This window comes from Candidatus Eisenbacteria bacterium (assembly GCA_020847735.1).
In the GTDB taxonomy this organism is placed as follows: domain Bacteria; phylum Eisenbacteria; class RBG-16-71-46; order RBG-16-71-46; family RBG-16-71-46; genus CAIXRL01.
In genome coordinates this window covers 38,270-53,644 of sequence record JADLBL010000025.1, presented here as the reverse complement: position 1 = coordinate 53,644, position 15,375 = coordinate 38,270, and the positions used below count along the sequence as shown (strand labels likewise).

Genomic DNA, 15,375 nt, shown 5'->3' with positions numbered 1-15,375 from the left:
TCCGGCCGGCTCCCGCGGCCGGCCCCGACCATGACCTCCAGCGCCACCACCACCTCCGACAGCCGACTGCGCACGTACGCCTCGTTCGTGCGCTTCGAGCACACGCTCTTTTCCCTGCCGCTCATCCTCGCGGGCGTCTTCAGCGCGCCGGGCCCTCGCATGAGCCTCGCGCGCTGGCTGCTGATCGCGCTCGCGGCGGTCGGCGCGCGCACCGCGGGCATGAGCCTGAACCGCCTCATTGACCGGCACATTGACGCGCGCAACCCGCGCACGAAGGTGCGCGAGCTGCCCGCCCGGCGAATGAAGCTCGCCGAGGGCATCGCGCTGCTCGCCGGCAGCGTCACCGTCTATCTCGCGGCGTGCTGGGCGCTCGGCGCGTGGTACCTGAAGGTCGCGGTCGTGCCGCTCGCGGTGTTCGCGCTCTACCCCTACCTCAAGCGCTTCACGCCGCTCTGCCACATGGGCGTCGGCGCCGCGCTCGCGCTCTCGCCGCTCGCCGGCTACGCGGCCGCCCATCCGGACCTCCTGCGCTGGCAGCCGGCGCTGTGGCTGGCCGCGTTCGCGTTCGCGTGGGTGAGCGGCTTCGACATCATCTACGCCACGCTCGACGAGGACTTCGACCGCGAGGAAGGCCTGCACTCGATGGTCGCATGGCTCGGCCGCGCGCAGGCCCTGCGCGTCTCGTGGAGCCTGCACCTCGCCGCGCTGGCCGCGCTCGCCGGCGCCGTCGTCGCGATCGCCGGCCGCGCCGCCGCGTTCGCGACCCCGTGGGGCCTCGTCACGGTCGCCTGCTTCGCCGCCGCCTGCGTGCTCCTCACGTTCGAGCAGCGCCTCGCCGAGCACGTGGACCTCGCCTTCTTCAAGATCAACGTCTGGGTCGGCGCGGTCGTCCTCGCGATGACCCTCGCCGCCCGCATGGCGGGGGGTGGAATGTGATGAAGCGCTCCGTCCGGTGCGTCGGGGTGAGCCCGACGGCGGTGCGTCCGACGAGCCGCGGAGCCATGGAGGGCGGGAGCGGCGAGTGGATGCAGCGAGAGCGAGGCAGGATGCCGAGCCGAGCGGGCCGCCGTCGGGCTCACCCCGACGCACCGGACGGAGCATCCTCCTAGTGGCCCGCTACCTCATCGGCATGACCGGCGCCTCCGGCGCCATTCATGGCGTGGACTTCGTTCGCCGCTGCCCCGGCGAGAAATACCTCGTGATGAGCGACTGGGCCCGCCACGTCCTGCACGCCGAGATGTCGCTCGCGCCCTCCGACCTCGAATCCCATGTGGCGAAGGTCTTCCGCGACTCCGACCTCGCCGCGCCGTTCTCAAGCGGCACCAATCGCCACGACGCGTTCGTCGTCGTGCCGTGCAGCGTCAGCACCCTCGCCAAGATCGCCGTGGGAATCGCCGACACGCTCATCACGCGCGCCGCGGCCGTGGCGCTCAAGGAACGAATGCGGCTCGTGCTGTGCGTGCGCGAGACCCCGCTGTCCACCATCGCGCTCGAGAACATGGCGAAGCTCTCGCGCGAGGGCGTCGTCGTCATGCCAATCTCGCTGCCCTACTACCGCGCGACCCACGACCTCGATCAGCTCGTCGCCGGCTTCACGAACAAGCTGCTGGCGCTGCTGGGCGAGCCTGCCGGCGAAGGCTGGCGCGAGGACGAGCTGGAATGAGCTTCCGCACGCTGCGCCAGTTTCTCGACCACTGCGAGGCGAAGGGCGACCTGAAGCGCGTGACGCGCGAGGTGGACTGGCGCTACGAGGTTACCGAGATCGCCTGCCGCGAGGCGAAGGCGCAGGGCCCCGCGCTGCTGTTCGAGAACGTGCGCGGCGCGCGCTTCCCGCTCGCGGTCAACGTCCTCGCCGCCGAGCGCCGCATCGAGTGGGCGCTCGGCCGCAAGGCGCGCGCCGTCGGCGCCGAGATCGAGGAGATCTTCCACGCGCTGCCCCCGAAGGCGCTGGGCGACCTGTGGGCGCTGCGCGGCAGCGCCGGGCGCGTGCTCGCGAGCCGGCCCGCGCGCATCGAGCGCGGGCCCGCGCAGGAGCGCTCGCTCGGTGCGAACCTGTCCGCGCTGCCGATCCTGCAACTGTGGCCCAGGGACGGCGGCCGGTTCGTGACCTTCCCGCTGGTCTTCACCGAGGACCCGAAGACGCGCAAACGCAACCTCGGCATCTACCGCATGCAGGTCTTCGACGAGCGGACGACCGGCATGCACTGGCAGATCGGCAAGGGCGGCGGCTTCCACTTCCATCGCGCCGAGACCGCGGGCAACGGGCTCGAAGTCGCGGTCGCGGTCGGCGCCGACCCGGCCACGCTGCTCGCGGCCGTGGCGCCGCTGCCCGAGGGCATTGACGAGCTGGCCTTCGCCGGGTTCCTTCGCGGATCGCCCACGCGCCTCGCCCGCGCCCGTTCGCTCGACATGCTCGTGCCCGCCGACGCCGAGTTCGTCATCGAGGGCGTCGTCCACGCCGGCGAGCGGCGCACCGAGGGTCCCTTCGGCGACCACTTCGGCCACTACTCGCACGCCGCGCCGTTCCCCGTCTTCCACGTCCGGGACGTCACGCATCGCGCGCTGCCGATCTTCCAGGCGAGCGTCGTCGGCAAGCCGCCGCAGGAAGACAGGTACATGGGCGAGGCCGTGCAGGAGATGTTCACCGGCGTGCTCAAGGTGATCCATCCCGAGATCACCGACCTGTGGGCCTACTACGAGGCCGGCTTCCACAACCTGCTCGTCGTCGCGGTCGAGAACCGCTTCGCGAAGGAGGCGAAGAAGACCGCGCTCGGCCTGCTGGGCACCGGACAGCTGTCGCTCACCAAGGTCGTCGTGCTCGTGGACGGCGACGTGAACCCGCGCAACCGCCGCGCGGTGTTCGACGCGCTCGCGCGCAACTTCGATCCGGCCGAGGATTTCCTGCTCGTGCCCGGCGTTCCGCTCGACACGCTCGACTTCACGAGCGGGGTGATGAACCTGGGGAGCAAGATGGTGTTCGACGCGCAGAGCCACGCGCGGCCGGTCGGCTCGGCCGGCAACTCTCCCGGCACCGGCGTCGCGCCGTCACCGCCGCTCGCCGGCGTGCCCGACCCGCGCGCGTTCGATTCGCGCGTGAAGGCCCACCGGCTCGTGAGCCGCGGGCTGCTCGTCGTGCAGGTGGCAAGCGAAGGCCGCGCGGTGGTCGAGGCGCTGGTGGGGCGCCCCGAGTACGCCGCCTGCAAGCTGGTCGTCGCGGTCAGCGACGACGTACCGCTCGGCGACGACGAGATGCTGCTGTGGGGCGTCTTCACCCGATTCGACTGCGCGCGGGACATCGTGCCGGCGGCGGTCGAGGCGCGCGGCGCCTGGCTCACCTGCCGCGGGCCGCTCGGCATTGACGCGACCTGGAAGGACGGCTACCCGGAACCGGTCGCGAGCCCGCCCGAGACGATCGCGCTCGTGGACGGCTGGTGGAGCAGCGAGTAGCGCCGCCTACTTCGCGAGCCGCTCGGCGAGGAAATCCTTCATCGCCTCCCACGAGCGGCGGTCGGCGGTCGCGTTGTAAGCCGCTCCTTTACTGTTGTCGGTGCCGGCGCGCGGGTCGGTGAAGCTGTGCACCGCGCCGCTGTACTGGATCAGCTCCCAGTCCGCCTTCGCGGCGCGCATCTCGTTCATGAACGCCGTGACGTCCTCCTGCTTCACGTACGGATCGTCGGCGCCGTGCAGCGTAAGCACGGAGGCCTTGAGGTCGTCGGGCGTGCCGGGCATCAGGGCGTCGAGGGTGCCATGGAAGGTGACGACGGCGCGCAGCGGCGCTCCGCTGCGCGCCAGTTCGAGCGCGCCGGAGCCGCCGAAGCAGTAGCCGGTCGCCGCCAGGCGCGTCGCATCCACCTGCGGACGGCCGGCGAGGAAGTCGAGCCCCGCGCGCGCGCGGGCGCGCAGCAGCACGGGGTTCTTGTAGAGCCTGCCCGACTCCGCGGCCGCCTCGGTGGCATTCGCGGGCCGGACGCCCTTGCCGTACACGTCGGCGGCGAGCGCCACGTAGCCGAGGGCCGCGAGCTTTTCGACCTGGGACTTCTGGTGGTCCGTGACGCCCATCCAGTCGTGAATGAGCAGCACGCCGGGACGCTTCTCCTTCACCGCGTCGTCGTACGCGAGCCAGCCCTGCAGGACGGTGTCGCCCTGGCGGTATTCGACGGGTTCGGTCTTCACGGCCGCGCTTCCGACAGCAGGCACCATCGTCAGCGTGAGCAGCAGCGGCAGCAGCTTCCTCATGGCGTACTCCTCCTCGTGGAGAGCGGTCGGCCTTCGTGCGGAAGTTATCGCGCCGCATGTCCGGTGCGCCACCTTCGCGGCCGGCGCGGAGCCGCGTCGAGGTCGCCCGGATGCGTCACGATCCCGCCTGGCCCGCTTGCGCGGCCGTGCGGCCCCGCCGCAGAGTGCCGGGCATGACCGCGCGTCTTCGCTTGGCCCAGCTGCTGCCGCTCGCGGCGGCTCTCGCCTTCCTCGCCGGCTGCGGACCGCGTGACGTGCAGACGCCCGAGGCGCTGGCCGGTCACTACGAGGGAAGCGTCGCCTACCGCGACGAGACGATGCCGGTGGACCTCGACATCGAGCTGCGCGACGGCCGGCCCGCCGCGCGCGTCAGCCTGCCGGCGATGCTGGTTCGCGACCAACCGGTCGAGGCGTTCGAGTTCCGCTCGCCCAAGGTACGCTTCCGACTGCCGGTCGGCGGTGGGACCATGCTCTTCGACGGCTGGTTCCGCCGCGACGTCCTCTCGGGCGTGCTCTCGGGAGGTCCGCTGCCCTTCACGCTCAACCGCAACACGCTTCCGCGCCTCGGACTGCGCCGCGTCGCGAGGAGGCCGGACACCCTCGCGGTGGACACGGTGCGTTTCGCCGGTGGGTCGGTGTCGCTCGCGGGCACGCTGATCGCGCCGCGCGATTCGCTCGTGAGCCCGGCGGTCCTCGTGCTCGGCGGCGAGCACGGCACGCGCGGCGATGGTCTCGAACTGGCGGACCGCTTCGCGCGCGCCGGCTTCGTCGCGCTCGTCTTCGATTCGCGCGGGCAGGGCGCGTCGGCGGGCGACGCGAACGTCGCGCTCGCCGACCTCGAACTGGACGCCGTCGAGGCGATGGAGTTCCTGCGTCGCCGCCCTGGTGTGGACGCGAAGCGCGTCGGGCTCGTCGGGATCGGGCGCGGGGCGCTGCTCGCGCCGCGCGTCGCCGCGCGCGTCCGAACGGCGTTCGTGGTCGCGGTCTCGCCGCCGGGCGTGCCCCTCGAGCAAGCCCACGGCCGGCGCGGCGTGCCGGAGTGGGCGAAGCGGGAAGCGCACGCCGACCCTGCCGCGCCGTGGGCGGCGATCGCCTCGCCCGCGCTGGTCTTCTTCGGCGAGCGGGGCGACGTGCTGGCCCGCGAGGGCGCCGCCCGGGTGCGCGAGGCGCTGGCCCGCGGCGGCCGGCCGGCGCGGATCGAAGTCGTTCCGCGCGCGGACGACGCCCTGCGGCTGAAGCCCCGGCGCGGCGAGCCCTTCGATTTCCCCCGCGTTTCGCCCGCGGCGCTCGACACGCTGTTCGCGTGGGCGCGCCGCGAGAGCGGCCTGCCGCCCGCGCCGCCGCGCCTGGTGCCGTCCGCGCGCTGACGAGCGCCCCGACGTTTCCACATGCCCGGCCGAATGCGCGCGCCCGCCCGCCGCCACCGGCTGGCGGTTCAGGAAGGGTCCGCGATAGCTTCCCGCCGATGAATACCCTCGACGCCTTCCGCCAGACGTTTGGCGCGCCGCGCGCGCTGATCGGGATGATTCACGTCGGCGCGCTGCCGGGCACGCCCGCGGCGCACCACGGCGTGGACAAGCTCGTGCAGGATGCGGTCGCCGAGGCGCGCGTCTATCGCGAAGCGGGCTTCACGGCGCTCATGATCGAGAACATGCACGACCGGCCGTACCTCAGGCGCGACGCGGGCCCCGAGATCGTCGCGGCGCTGACCGCGATCGGCCGCGAGGTGAAGCGCGAGGTGCCGCTGCCGCTCGGGTTTCAGGTGCTGGCCGGCGCGAACCGCCAGGCGATCGCGGTCGCGCACGCGTGCGGCGCCGAGTTCGTACGCGTCGAAGGCTTCGTGTTCGCCCACGTCGCCGACGAGGGCGTGATCGCCGCCGACGCGGGCGAGCTGCTGCGCTTCCGCCGCGCGATCGGCGCCGAGCGCGTGAATGTCTTCGCCGACGTCAAGAAGAAGCACTCCTCGCACGCGCTCACCGCGGACGTCTCGCTCGCCGAGACCGCGAAAGCCGCGGAGTTCTTCCTCGCCGACGGCGTCGTGGTGACGGGCGGGGCGACCGGAGAACCCGCGGAGCCGGGCGACGTCGCGGCCGTCGCGGCCGCGGTGACCACGCCCGTGCTCGTCGGCTCGGGGCTCACCGCCGCGAACCTCGCGCTCTACACGCCCGCGCACGGTTTCATCGTCGGCTCGTCGGTGAAGCAGCGTGGCGTGTGGTCGAACCCGCTCGACCGCGACGCGGTTCGCGCGGTGGCGGCCGCGTTCGTGGCGCTCGGGCCCGGCGCGTGATGCGGGGCGGGATCGGCCGCCGCGCACCGAGGCGCGCGGATGTGAACGATTGCCGGGGGCGCGCGGCACCCCACGGGAGCGCGCGCGCATGACGCCGGACCTGGTCCTGCTCGGCAACCTGCTGGTGGACGACGTCGTCTTTCCCGACGGCCGCACGCGCATGGGACAGGCGGGCGGCGCGATGCTCTACGCTTCGCTCGGCGCATCGCTGTGGGGCGCTCGCGCCGGCTGCGTGAGCCTGCAGGGCGACGACTACCCCGAGCAGGCGCTCGAACGGCTACGCGCGCGCGGCGTCGCGACCGACGGGATCCGCCGCCTCGGCCGCGGAGGCGTTCGGACGTGGCTCCTTTATGAAGGCCGCGTGCGCCGGATCGTTCACCGCCTCGGCGTGCCCTCGCACGAGGAAGTCTCGCCCGAGTACGACGACGTGCCTCAAGCGTGGCGGACGGCGAAGGCGTTCCACCTCGCGCCCATGCCGATCGCCCGGCAGTCGGACCTCGCCGAGCGGCTGGGCGCCGGGGGCGCGTTCGTCTCGGTGGACCCGCACGAGATCGTGACCGAGTCCACGCTGCCGCGCTGGCGCGAAACGCTCGCGCACGCGGACGCGTTCTTCCCGAGCGAGGACGAGCTGCGGCTCGAGGACGCGCAGACCGACCCGCACCGCGCGCTGCGGCGGCTGGCCGGCGGCCTCGGGCGGCTGCGGTTCGTCGCGTTCAAGCGCGGCCTGAAGGGCGGGCTGCTCTACGACGTGCGCGAGGACCGGCTTCACGACTGGGGCGCCCGCACGCACGGCGTCGTGGATCCGACCGGGGCGGGCGACGCGTTCGCCGCCGGTTTCCTGCTCGCCCACCTGCGCGGCCTGCCGCTCGCGGATTGCCTGCGCCGCGGCGTCGTGACCGCGAGCTTCGCGATCGAGGACTGGGGTCCCGACGGCCTGCTCGCCGCCACGCCGCCGGCCGCGGCCGCGCGGTTGCGCGAGTGGTTCGGGCAGGAGGCGCACGCATGAACGAGTGGCTCGCGTTCTCGGACCAGGTGGCCCGGGCGCTCGCCGGCAACCGACCCGTCGTCGCGCTCGAGACGACCGTGGTGACGCACGGCCTGCCGCACCCCGACGGCATGAGGGCCGCGTTGCAACTGGAAGCCGACGTGCGCGGGGCCGGTGCGGTGCCCGCCACGATCGGCGTGCTCGACGGCCGCGTGCGCATCGGACTCACACGCGCCGAGCTGGAGCGGCTCGCGGCCGCGCCCGGCGTCGCCAAGCTCAACCTCTCGAACCTGGCCGCGGTGCTCGTCGCCGGCGGGCCCGGTTCGACCACGGTGGCGGCGACGATGTTCGCCGCGCACCGCGCCGGCATCGCCGTGTTCGCCACCGGCGGCATCGGCGGCGTGCATCGCGATGCCGCCGAGACCGGCGACGTGAGCGCCGACCTGACCGCGCTCTCGCGCCTGCCCGTCGCGGTCGTGTGCGCCGGCGCCAAGGCGATCCTCGATCTGCCCCGCACGGTGGAGATGCTCGAGACGCTGGGCGTGCCGGTGCTGGGCCTGGGCACGCGGGAGTTCCCGGCCTTCTACCGGCGCGACAGCGGACTGCCCGTGGACGAAAGCTTCGAGTCGGTCGAGGCGCTGGCCGAGGCCGTGCGGACACACTTCTCGCTCGGCCTGCCGGGCGGGGTGCTGGTCGCCAACCCGATCCCCGAGGCCGAGCAGATGCCCGCCGAGCTCTACACGCGCGCCCTGCACGAGGCCCTCGACGCCGCGGCCCGCGAAGGCGTCCGCGGCCGCGCCGTGACGCCGTTCCTGCTCGATCGCATGCGCGCGATCACTGGCGGCGAGAGCGTGCGCGCGAACCTCGCGCTGCTGCGCAACAACGCCCGCGTCGCCGCGAGGCTCGCGGCGGCGCTGCGCCGCGCGCGGTAGAAGCCCGCCCATCCGGCGGGGCGCTCCGACCCCTCGCGAGCGGCGGGATGGCGCTTCGGCTATTATCATGGTTTTTGTCTTGACAATAATGATTAAAGCCGCCATCTTCCCCGTGGTTGCGGGCGGTCCCGCGCGCGACGAGTTCGAGCGCCCGGGCGTCCGCCGGACGGGAGTGCACACACATGGGAAGCGAACGGACAACGGTGTCCTTCGACCGCACGGTCGGCGAACTGGTCGCCGAGGACTACGCTCGGGCAGCGGTCTTCGCGGAGTTCGGAATCGACTTCTGCTGCGGCGGTGACCGCTCGGTCGCGCGCGCGTGCGCGGAGGCCGGCGTCCAGCCTGAGGCCGTGGGCCAGGCGCTGGCCGCACTGGGGAGGTCGGATCCGCAGCGCCCCGATCCCCGTGGGTGGAGCCTCGGGCGGCTCACCGACCACATCGTGACCACGCATCACGCCAACGTCCGCCGCATGATTCCGCACCTTCGCCAGTGGACGGCGACGATCTCCAGGGTGCACGGCCAGAGGCACCCCGAGTTGCACGAGGTCGAGCGACTGGCGTCGGATCTCGCGGACGATCTGGAAAAGCACATGCTCGACGAAGAGAGTCGCCTCTTCCCGCTGATCTCCCGGCTGGACGAACCGGCGGGCGGCGATGCCGCGCAGCGGGCCCGGCCCGGCGCGCTGATCGAGACGCTGGAGGACGACCACGCACACGCGGGCGCCCTGGCGCGGCGCCTCCGGGAGGTCACGGATCACTACGTGCCTCCTTCGGATGCGTGCAGCACGTACACGGCCACCTTCGCGCTCCTCAAGGAGTTCGAAGAAGACCTGCACCGGCACGTGCACCTCGAGAACAACATTCTCTTTCCCAGGGCCCGTGCCCGATGGGCCCGCGGTGCGGCGGCCGTGTCGAGCGCGCCCGCGCACGACCGGACGGGTGCCCGGAGCGGTTGATGCTGACCGAGGCGGCGGTTCGCGCCGCGCTCTCCGAGGTTTCGTACCCGGGGCTCGGGCGCGACATCGTCGCGCTCGGGATCGTCCGCGCGGTCATGGTGAACAACGACCGGGTCCACGTTTCGCTGGCCCTGTCCACGGCACGCGCGGACGTGCCCGAGCTCCTGCGAACGGCGATCCGCGAGCGGCTCCGGCAGGCGGGCTCCCTGGGGACGGAAGTGCAGATTCTCACCCCCGGCCAGAGCAAGCTGGCCGGAGACCCGTGGGCCGACCGCGGACGCCTGCCCAACGTGCGGCGCGTCGTCGCGGTGGGGGCCGGCAAGGGTGGCGTCGGCAAGAGCACCGTGGCCGTGAACCTGGCGATGGCCCTCCAGTCGGAAGGCCTCCGCGTCGGCATCCTCGATGCGGACATCTATGGCCCCTCCGTTCCCGTCCTGGTTGGACTCGAGGACGGGGCGCGTCAGGTCCGCCTCAGCGAACAGAAGCTGATCATCCCGCTCGAGGCGCTCGGGCTCCGGGTCGTCTCGTTCGGCTTCTTCCTGGGCGCCGAGTCGCCGGTGATCTGGCGCGGCCCGGTCGTCGCCAAGACGATGAAGCAGCTCTCGCGCGGGGTCCTGTGGCCGGAGCTCGACGTGCTCGTGGTGGACCTGCCGCCGGGCACGGGTGATGTCCCGCTCTCGCTCGCCCAGTCCATCGTCGTGGACGGGGCGGTCGTGGTGACCACGCCGCAGCGGCTGGCGGTGCTCGAGGCCGCCAAGGCGATCGAGATGTTCCGTAAGCTCGGGGTGCCGCTGCTCGGCGTCGTGGAGAACATGGCGTACGCGTCGTGCTCGTGCGGGCGGCGTTCGCATCCGTTCGGCGCGGGAGGCGGCGCGAAGCTGGCGCGCGAGGCCGGCGTTCCGCTGCTCGGCGAGGTGCCGTTCGAGGAAGCGACGGTGACCGATGGCGACTGCGGCGAGCCCGCGGTGCGGCCGTCGCGAGCGACGCCGACGGCCGAAGCCTTTCGGGGCATCGCGGCCCGGGTGGCGGAGGCGCTGACTCGAACCGATGAGGAGCCGGCGCCCAGGCCGGCGGCGGTCCAGTGACGCGCGGAACCGCGCGCGCCCTGGGCGGCGGCACCGCGAGCGCGGCCTTCAGGGCCGCCACGCCGGGGGCGATGGGAATGACGGGCGTCGCCGCGCCGCCGTTCCTGCTTCCCGGCGCGCACTTCACCGCCGCGCTGGGCTTCCTCGTGCTGGGCGCGGCAGGGCTCGTGGGCTTCGCCGACCAGTTCGCGGTCGGAGGGTTTCCGTCGCCCCGGGTCATCGCGGTGGCGCACCTGTTCACGCTCGGCTGGATCACGACGTCCATCATGGGCGCGCTCTACCAGTTCCTGCCCGTCGCTCTCGGCCAGCCGATCCGCTCGGTCCGTCTCGCCTACGCGAGCCTGCTGATCCACGTGATCGGCCTGCCGCTGTTCGTGGCCGGCCTGCTCCTGGGCCATACGGGCGCGCTGATGAGCGGCGCCGTCGGCCTGGCCGCGGCGCTCCTCATCTTCATCGGGAACCTGGCCGCCTCGCTCGCCGCGGCGAGCCGGCGGGGAATGACCTGGTGGGCGCTGAGCGGCGCCGCGTTCTTCCTCGCCGTCACGCTCGTGCTCGGGGTGACGCTCGCGGGCGATCTGCGGTGGGGCTACCTGGGAGCGGCCCGCTTCGACACGGTGGGCATGCACCTCCACGTCGCGCTGGGCGGGTGGGTGCTGCTCGTGATCGTGGGCGTCGCGGACCACCTCCTGCCGATGTTCCTCCTGAGCCATGGCGCGGGCGAGGTCCTGCCGGGCGCCGCCGCCGCGCTCCTCGCCGCCGGCGCGGCGGCCCTCGTGGCGTTCCATCACGGCCCGCTCGTTCTCGGGCGATGGCTGCCCGCGCTCCTGATGGGCGGAGGACTGGCCTGCTTCCTCGTCCAGGCCGCGCGCCAGTACCGAAAGCGGATCCGGCCCTCGCTCGACCCGGGCATGCGGCTCGCGGCGATCGCGCTGGGGATCCTGGCGCTCGGGCTCGTGCTCGCGGTTCCGGTGGTCGCGGGGTGGGCCGGCCCGCAGCTCGCGACGGCCTACGTGCTCGTGCTCGTCGGCGGCATCAGCGTGTTCGTGGCCGCGCTCTTCTACAAGATCGTTCCCTTTCTCGTCTGGTTCCACCGCTTCGGCCCGCTCGCCGGCCGGCGACCGGTGCCGAAAGTCGCCGACCTCTTCCATGCGCCGACCGCCAGCGCTGCCGGAGCCATGCTCGCGTTCGGCGTCCTGGGCCTCGCGGCGGGCATCCTTCTCGGCGCCGCCCTGGTGGTTCGCTCGGCGGCGCTGGTGTTCGGAGCCGGGGTGCTGATCGAGACGGCTCAGATGTACCGACTCGCCCGCAGGAGACCCGCATGAGTGAAGAACTCGAATCGCCCGCGGCCGGGACCCTCGACCCGGTGGTCTGGGACGCGCTACGCACGGTGATCGATCCCGAGGTCGGGCTCGACATCGTGACCATGGGATTGGTCTACGACCTTCAGGTGCGCGGCGGTGAAGTGACCGTAATCCATACCCTGACGACGCCCGGCTGCCCGATGGAGGAGCACATCCGGAACGGCATCCTCAACGCGGTGTCGGCGGTGCCGGGCGTCGAGCGGGTCGAACCCCAGCTGGTCTGGGATCCCCGCTGGCATCCGGGAATGATCCAGGAGGGCGCATGGTGATCCGAGGAACCGATACGGTGCGCGAGTTGCTCCGCCGCGACGAGGGCCTGATCGAAGTGCTGGCGCCCCTCTCGCCGACCCTCGAGAAGCTGCGCAATCCGAGCATGCGAAAGGTGATGGCCGGCCTGCTCACGGTGGAGCAGGTCGCGCAGATGGCCGGGCTCGAACCGGACGCGCTGCTGGCGCGCCTGAACGGCGATGCCGGTCACCAGACGCGCGATGGCCACGGGGCCGCCGCCGCGGCGACGCCGGAGGGGAGCGCTCAGCCCTCCGCACTGGCCGCGATCCCCGAAGCGAAGGTCAGGCAGCTCGACGTGCGTGACGAACTGCGGGCGGGCCGCGAGCCCTTCAGCCTGATCATGGCGGCGCGGCGCGAAGTGCCCGAAGGGGGCGCGCTGTGCCTCCGGGCCATCTTCGAACCGGTCCCGCTCTACGCGGTCATGGCGAGCCAGGGCTTCGCTCATCACTCCGAGCGGCTCGCCGAGGACGACTGGCGGGTGTGGTTCTACCCAGCGGACGCCGGGCAACGGGCCGCGCCGGCGACGTCGGCCCCTCCGGCGGATCGCGTCCCGGGCGGGGCCGAAACGGAGCCGGCGGCGGACGTGGTTTTCCTCGACGTTCGCGGACTCGAGCCGCCCGAGCCCATGGTGCGCACGCTCGAGGCGCTCGAGACGCTCCCGGACGGCCGCACGCTGGTCCAGATCAACTCGCGCATCCCGCGCTTCCTCCTGCCGCAGCTCGACGAGCGCGGCTTCACGTACGAGGTCCGGGAGCAGTCGCGCGACCTCGTGCGCGTGTTCATCCGGCGGGCCGCGGCCCAGGCCCCCGGCAACCCCACCCCACCCATCACGGAGTCGAACATGTCCGCGACCAAGACGCTCGACGTGCGCATCATTCCGCCCCGCGAGAAGCATCCGACGATCTTCCAGACCTTCGCCGCCCTCGGACCCGGGGAAGCGTTCATCCTGCTGAACGACCACGATCCGCTTCCGCTTCGCTATCAGTTCGAGTACGAGCACAAGGACCAGTTCCGCTGGACCTACCTGGAGGAAGGTCCGCAGGTGTGGCGGGTCGAGATCGGGAAGCCGGCGAGCTCATGAGGCTGGGACTGTGCTCGGCCGTCGCACCCGGGGCCGGCCTCGAAGAGCTGCTGATGGCGGTGCGCCGCCGCGGACTCTCGGGGCTCGAGCTGCGCGCGGGTGACGCCCACGGCGTGGCGCCGGAGGATCTCGCCGGCGCCGCGACGGCGGCCGGGCGCGCCCGGCGCGAGGGAGTGGAAATCGGCGGCTATCGCGTGACTTCGCCGCCGAAGGACGATCGCCTCGTGACCCTGGCGAAGCTCCTCGAAGCACCGCTGCTTCTCGACGCCTCGTGGGAGTCGCAGGTCCGGCTCCGCTGGGGCGCCTGGGCCGCGGCCGAGGGGGCCGCCGTGGCCTTCGTCGTTCGCGGACCCGAACCGATGGTTGAGGCGCGACGCGCCGTGGAGGCGGGACTGGACCTGGCCTGGGACGCGGAACCGGCGACGGCGCCTCCGGGCACCATCGCCCGAGTGCTGGTCGCCGAGTTCGGCATCCGGCTGACGCACGTGCGCCTTCATGGTGGAGGGCCGGAGGCCCAGCTTCAGGAAGGCCTCGGCATCGGCGAGATGACCGGATATCTCGCGCTGGCCGGCTACGAAGGCACGTTCGTGTTGACGCCGACTTCCGAGCGCCACCGGGCCGCCTGGCAGGCCTGGCTCGGCCGCGGAGGTGGCTGGGGATGTGGAAGCAGGACCGCCGAACCGCGCCTGGTGGACATGAGCCGCCTCGCGACTCGAACCGGAGGGAACGATGGGCATTGTTCAACTCGACGTCCGTGAGGTCGAGCCCAGGCATCGGTTCGAACTGATCATGGGCTCGTATGATCGAATGGCCGAGGGCGACACGCTCGAACTGACCGTCGACCATGACCCGCAGTGCATGTACTACACCCTCAAGGCGACACGCGGTGACGATGCGTTCCGCTTCGAATATCTTTCGTCAGGGCCAGAGATATGGCGGGTGCACGTGCTGAAGATCGAAGCGCGAGTGGCCGATCCTCGCGGGTGAAGAGACGTGTTCCGCGGAATGACCAGATCGGGCGGGAGCGAGGCGATGACCTCCATGCGAGTGGGTGAAAGCCAGGGCCGAATCCTGGAGTTCCTCAAGCGTCGCCCGTCCGGCACGATCCCGGCGATGGGGAAGGCGCTCGGCCTCAGTGTCGAAACCATCCGGAGCCATCTGCGGTCACTCGAGGGCGCCGGACTGGTGGCGCGTGTGGGGCACCACCGGCGTGGACCCGGCCGCCCGGAAGTCCTCTACGGTCTGACGGAGTCGGCGGGAACGCTGTTTCCGAGCGGTGAAGGCCAGCTCCTGCGAGACCTGGCGGCATTCCTCGAGACCGAGGGCCACGAGATCCTGCTCCGGAAGTTCTTCGACGAGCGCCTCGCGCGCCGTCGCGCGGAGGTCCGGGAGCGCCTGCAGGGCCTGAGCGGTGCGCGGCGCATCGAGGAAGTGGCCCGCATTCTCTCCGAGGACGGGTTCATGGCCGAAGTGGCCACGGATGACTCGGGCCGCCCTCTGCTCCGCCTCTGCCATTGCCCGATGCGTACCATCGTGGACGCCACGCAGGCCCCGTGCCGGGCCGAGCTCCGATTCATCCGGGAGATCCTGGGAAAGGAGCTCGATCGCGTCTCGTACATCCCCTCCGGAGCCCACTCGTGCTCGTACGCCGTGCGAGAGGAGCTGATGATGCCGCGGGCCGCCTGGCGCACTTCCCGCCCGCGTAAGAATCAGCCCGCCGCGCGAAACGACTGAAGGGTCGTCCCCCGGGGGGTGGTGGCGCGGGCCGTTTCCAGAAGTGGTCTCACGAACACCGGCGTAGCAGGATGACGATGCAGCCGAGCGGCACGAACCCGAGGTAGTTGAGGACCGCTGTCCGGCGACACAGGTCTTCCGCCGACGCCGTGAGGATGCGGTTGAAGACGCCAGTGCGCGACCACCCTTGATGCCGTCGGAGGCAGGTCGCAGGGGACGGGTACCACTCGGGCACATCGCGCCAGTGTGCCCCCGTGCGCAGGATCCAGAGGATCCCGTTCAACACCAGCCGGTCATCGCACTCCGCGTCCGTCCGCTCCTCGGGCGGCTCCATCCGGCACCGGGCCGCGCTCGTCACGCGGCGCTGTCGCGCCGGGCATCGTGGCGGGCATGTTCCCCGCGCAAGCGCAACCCGCCTCCCGATCCCGGC

At 72.2% G+C, this 15,375-nt stretch carries 17 protein-coding genes; 15 read left to right on the top strand and 2 right to left on the bottom strand.

What is annotated here, in order from left to right; translation table 11 throughout:
* Window positions 1–30: 30 nt before the first annotated feature.
* The 3 genes from IT347_14045 (at window position 31) to IT347_14035 (ending at window position 3,447) form a co-directional block, all read left to right on the top strand.
* Window positions 31–936: a 4-hydroxybenzoate octaprenyltransferase gene (locus IT347_14045; protein MCC6350703.1), complete on the top strand. Its 906-nt coding sequence runs from the start codon at window positions 31–33 to the stop codon at window positions 934–936.
* Between the two features lie 172 nt (window positions 937–1,108).
* Window positions 1,109–1,663 (top strand): UbiX family flavin prenyltransferase, encoded by a 555-nt coding sequence (locus tag IT347_14040; protein MCC6350702.1) that lies wholly within the window; start codon window positions 1,109–1,111, stop codon window positions 1,661–1,663.
* The gene (locus tag IT347_14035) at window positions 1,660–3,447 is read left to right on the top strand and encodes a UbiD family decarboxylase (GenBank protein MCC6350701.1); all 1,788 of its coding nucleotides are present in this window, start codon (window positions 1,660–1,662) and stop codon (window positions 3,445–3,447) included. Before IT347_14040 ends, IT347_14035 begins: the two co-directional genes overlap by 4 nt.
* Window positions 3,448–3,453: 6 nt before the next feature.
* Here the strand turns inward: IT347_14035 and IT347_14030 are convergent, their stop codons facing one another.
* Entirely contained in the window at window positions 3,454–4,236 is a 783-nt protein-coding gene (locus IT347_14030) for a dienelactone hydrolase family protein (GenBank protein ID MCC6350700.1), read from the bottom strand.
* 173 nt (window positions 4,237–4,409) lie between these two features.
* Here IT347_14030 and IT347_14025 point away from each other — a divergent pair, with 173 nt between their 5' ends.
* The 12 genes from IT347_14025 (at window position 4,410) to IT347_13970 (ending at window position 14,945) form a co-directional block, all read left to right on the top strand.
* The gene (locus tag IT347_14025) at window positions 4,410–5,603 is read left to right on the top strand and encodes a dienelactone hydrolase family protein (protein ID MCC6350699.1); all 1,194 of its coding nucleotides are present in this window, start codon (window positions 4,410–4,412) and stop codon (window positions 5,601–5,603) included.
* 98 nt (window positions 5,604–5,701) lie between these two features.
* A complete protein-coding gene (locus IT347_14020) occupies window positions 5,702–6,523 on the top strand; it encodes a BtpA/SgcQ family protein (protein MCC6350698.1) in 822 nt (273 codons plus the stop codon).
* An 88-nt stretch (window positions 6,524–6,611) separates the two neighbouring features.
* On the top strand, window positions 6,612–7,529 hold the full coding sequence (locus tag IT347_14015) for a hypothetical protein (protein ID MCC6350697.1): 918 nt from the start codon (window positions 6,612–6,614) through the stop codon (window positions 7,527–7,529).
* Entirely contained in the window at window positions 7,526–8,440 is a 915-nt protein-coding gene (locus IT347_14010; GenBank protein MCC6350696.1) for a pseudouridine-5'-phosphate glycosidase, read from the top strand. Before IT347_14015 ends, IT347_14010 begins: the two co-directional genes overlap by 4 nt.
* A gap of 182 nt (window positions 8,441–8,622) precedes the next feature.
* Window positions 8,623–9,396 (top strand): iron-sulfur cluster repair di-iron protein, encoded by a 774-nt coding sequence (gene ric / locus IT347_14005; protein MCC6350695.1) that lies wholly within the window; start codon window positions 8,623–8,625, stop codon window positions 9,394–9,396.
* Entirely contained in the window at window positions 9,396–10,481 is a 1,086-nt protein-coding gene (locus IT347_14000) for an Mrp/NBP35 family ATP-binding protein (GenBank protein MCC6350694.1), read from the top strand. Before ric ends, IT347_14000 begins: the two co-directional genes overlap by 1 nt.
* Window positions 10,478–11,803 (top strand): hypothetical protein, encoded by a 1,326-nt coding sequence (locus tag IT347_13995; GenBank protein ID MCC6350693.1) that lies wholly within the window; start codon window positions 10,478–10,480, stop codon window positions 11,801–11,803. Before IT347_14000 ends, IT347_13995 begins: the two co-directional genes overlap by 4 nt.
* On the top strand, window positions 11,800–12,111 hold the full coding sequence (locus tag IT347_13990; protein MCC6350692.1) for a metal-sulfur cluster assembly factor: 312 nt from the start codon (window positions 11,800–11,802) through the stop codon (window positions 12,109–12,111). Before IT347_13995 ends, IT347_13990 begins: the two co-directional genes overlap by 4 nt.
* Window positions 12,105–13,211 (top strand): DUF2249 domain-containing protein, encoded by a 1,107-nt coding sequence (locus IT347_13985; GenBank protein ID MCC6350691.1) that lies wholly within the window; start codon window positions 12,105–12,107, stop codon window positions 13,209–13,211. The genes IT347_13990 and IT347_13985 overlap by 7 nt, the downstream gene beginning before the upstream one ends.
* Window positions 13,208–13,969, top strand: coding sequence for a hypothetical protein (locus IT347_13980; GenBank protein MCC6350690.1), 762 nt, complete (start codon window positions 13,208–13,210; stop codon window positions 13,967–13,969). The genes IT347_13985 and IT347_13980 overlap by 4 nt, the downstream gene beginning before the upstream one ends.
* Entirely contained in the window at window positions 13,941–14,198 is a 258-nt protein-coding gene (locus IT347_13975; protein ID MCC6350689.1) for a DUF2249 domain-containing protein, read from the top strand. Before IT347_13980 ends, IT347_13975 begins: the two co-directional genes overlap by 29 nt.
* Before the next feature lie 45 nt (window positions 14,199–14,243).
* Entirely contained in the window at window positions 14,244–14,945 is a 702-nt protein-coding gene (locus IT347_13970; GenBank protein ID MCC6350688.1) for a transcriptional regulator, read from the top strand.
* A 49-nt stretch (window positions 14,946–14,994) separates the two neighbouring features.
* Here the strand turns inward: IT347_13970 and IT347_13965 are convergent, their stop codons facing one another.
* Window positions 14,995–15,303, bottom strand: a complete 309-nt coding sequence (locus IT347_13965) for a transposase (protein ID MCC6350687.1) — start codon at window positions 15,301–15,303, stop codon at window positions 14,995–14,997.
* Between the last annotated feature and the right edge of the window lie 72 nt (window positions 15,304–15,375).

Bases quoted from the DNA above. Each gene is read 5' to 3' on its own strand.
- IT347_13990 (MCC6350692.1), top strand. From the start codon at position 11,800: ATGAGTGAAGAACTCGAATCGCCCGCGGCCGGGACCCTCGACCCGGTG.
- IT347_14030 (MCC6350700.1), bottom strand. From the start codon at position 4,236: ATGAGGAAGCTGCTGCCGCTGCTGCTCACGCTGACGATGGTGCCTGCT.
- IT347_13970 (MCC6350688.1), top strand. From the start codon at position 14,244: ATGACCTCCATGCGAGTGGGTGAAAGCCAGGGCCGAATCCTGGAGTTC.
- IT347_14020 (MCC6350698.1), top strand. From the start codon at position 5,702: ATGAATACCCTCGACGCCTTCCGCCAGACGTTTGGCGCGCCGCGCGCG.
- IT347_14035 (MCC6350701.1), top strand. From the start codon at position 1,660: ATGAGCTTCCGCACGCTGCGCCAGTTTCTCGACCACTGCGAGGCGAAG.
- IT347_13985 (MCC6350691.1), top strand. From the start codon at position 12,105: ATGGTGATCCGAGGAACCGATACGGTGCGCGAGTTGCTCCGCCGCGAC.
- IT347_13975 (MCC6350689.1), top strand. From the start codon at position 13,941: ATGGGCATTGTTCAACTCGACGTCCGTGAGGTCGAGCCCAGGCATCGG.
- ric (MCC6350695.1), top strand. From the start codon at position 8,623: ATGGGAAGCGAACGGACAACGGTGTCCTTCGACCGCACGGTCGGCGAA.
- IT347_13980 (MCC6350690.1), top strand. From the start codon at position 13,208: ATGAGGCTGGGACTGTGCTCGGCCGTCGCACCCGGGGCCGGCCTCGAA.
- IT347_14025 (MCC6350699.1), top strand. From the start codon at position 4,410: ATGACCGCGCGTCTTCGCTTGGCCCAGCTGCTGCCGCTCGCGGCGGCT.
- IT347_14000 (MCC6350694.1), top strand. From the start codon at position 9,396: ATGCTGACCGAGGCGGCGGTTCGCGCCGCGCTCTCCGAGGTTTCGTAC.
- IT347_14045 (MCC6350703.1), top strand. From the start codon at position 31: ATGACCTCCAGCGCCACCACCACCTCCGACAGCCGACTGCGCACGTAC.
- IT347_14010 (MCC6350696.1), top strand. From the start codon at position 7,526: ATGAACGAGTGGCTCGCGTTCTCGGACCAGGTGGCCCGGGCGCTCGCC.
- IT347_14015 (MCC6350697.1), top strand. From the start codon at position 6,612: ATGACGCCGGACCTGGTCCTGCTCGGCAACCTGCTGGTGGACGACGTC.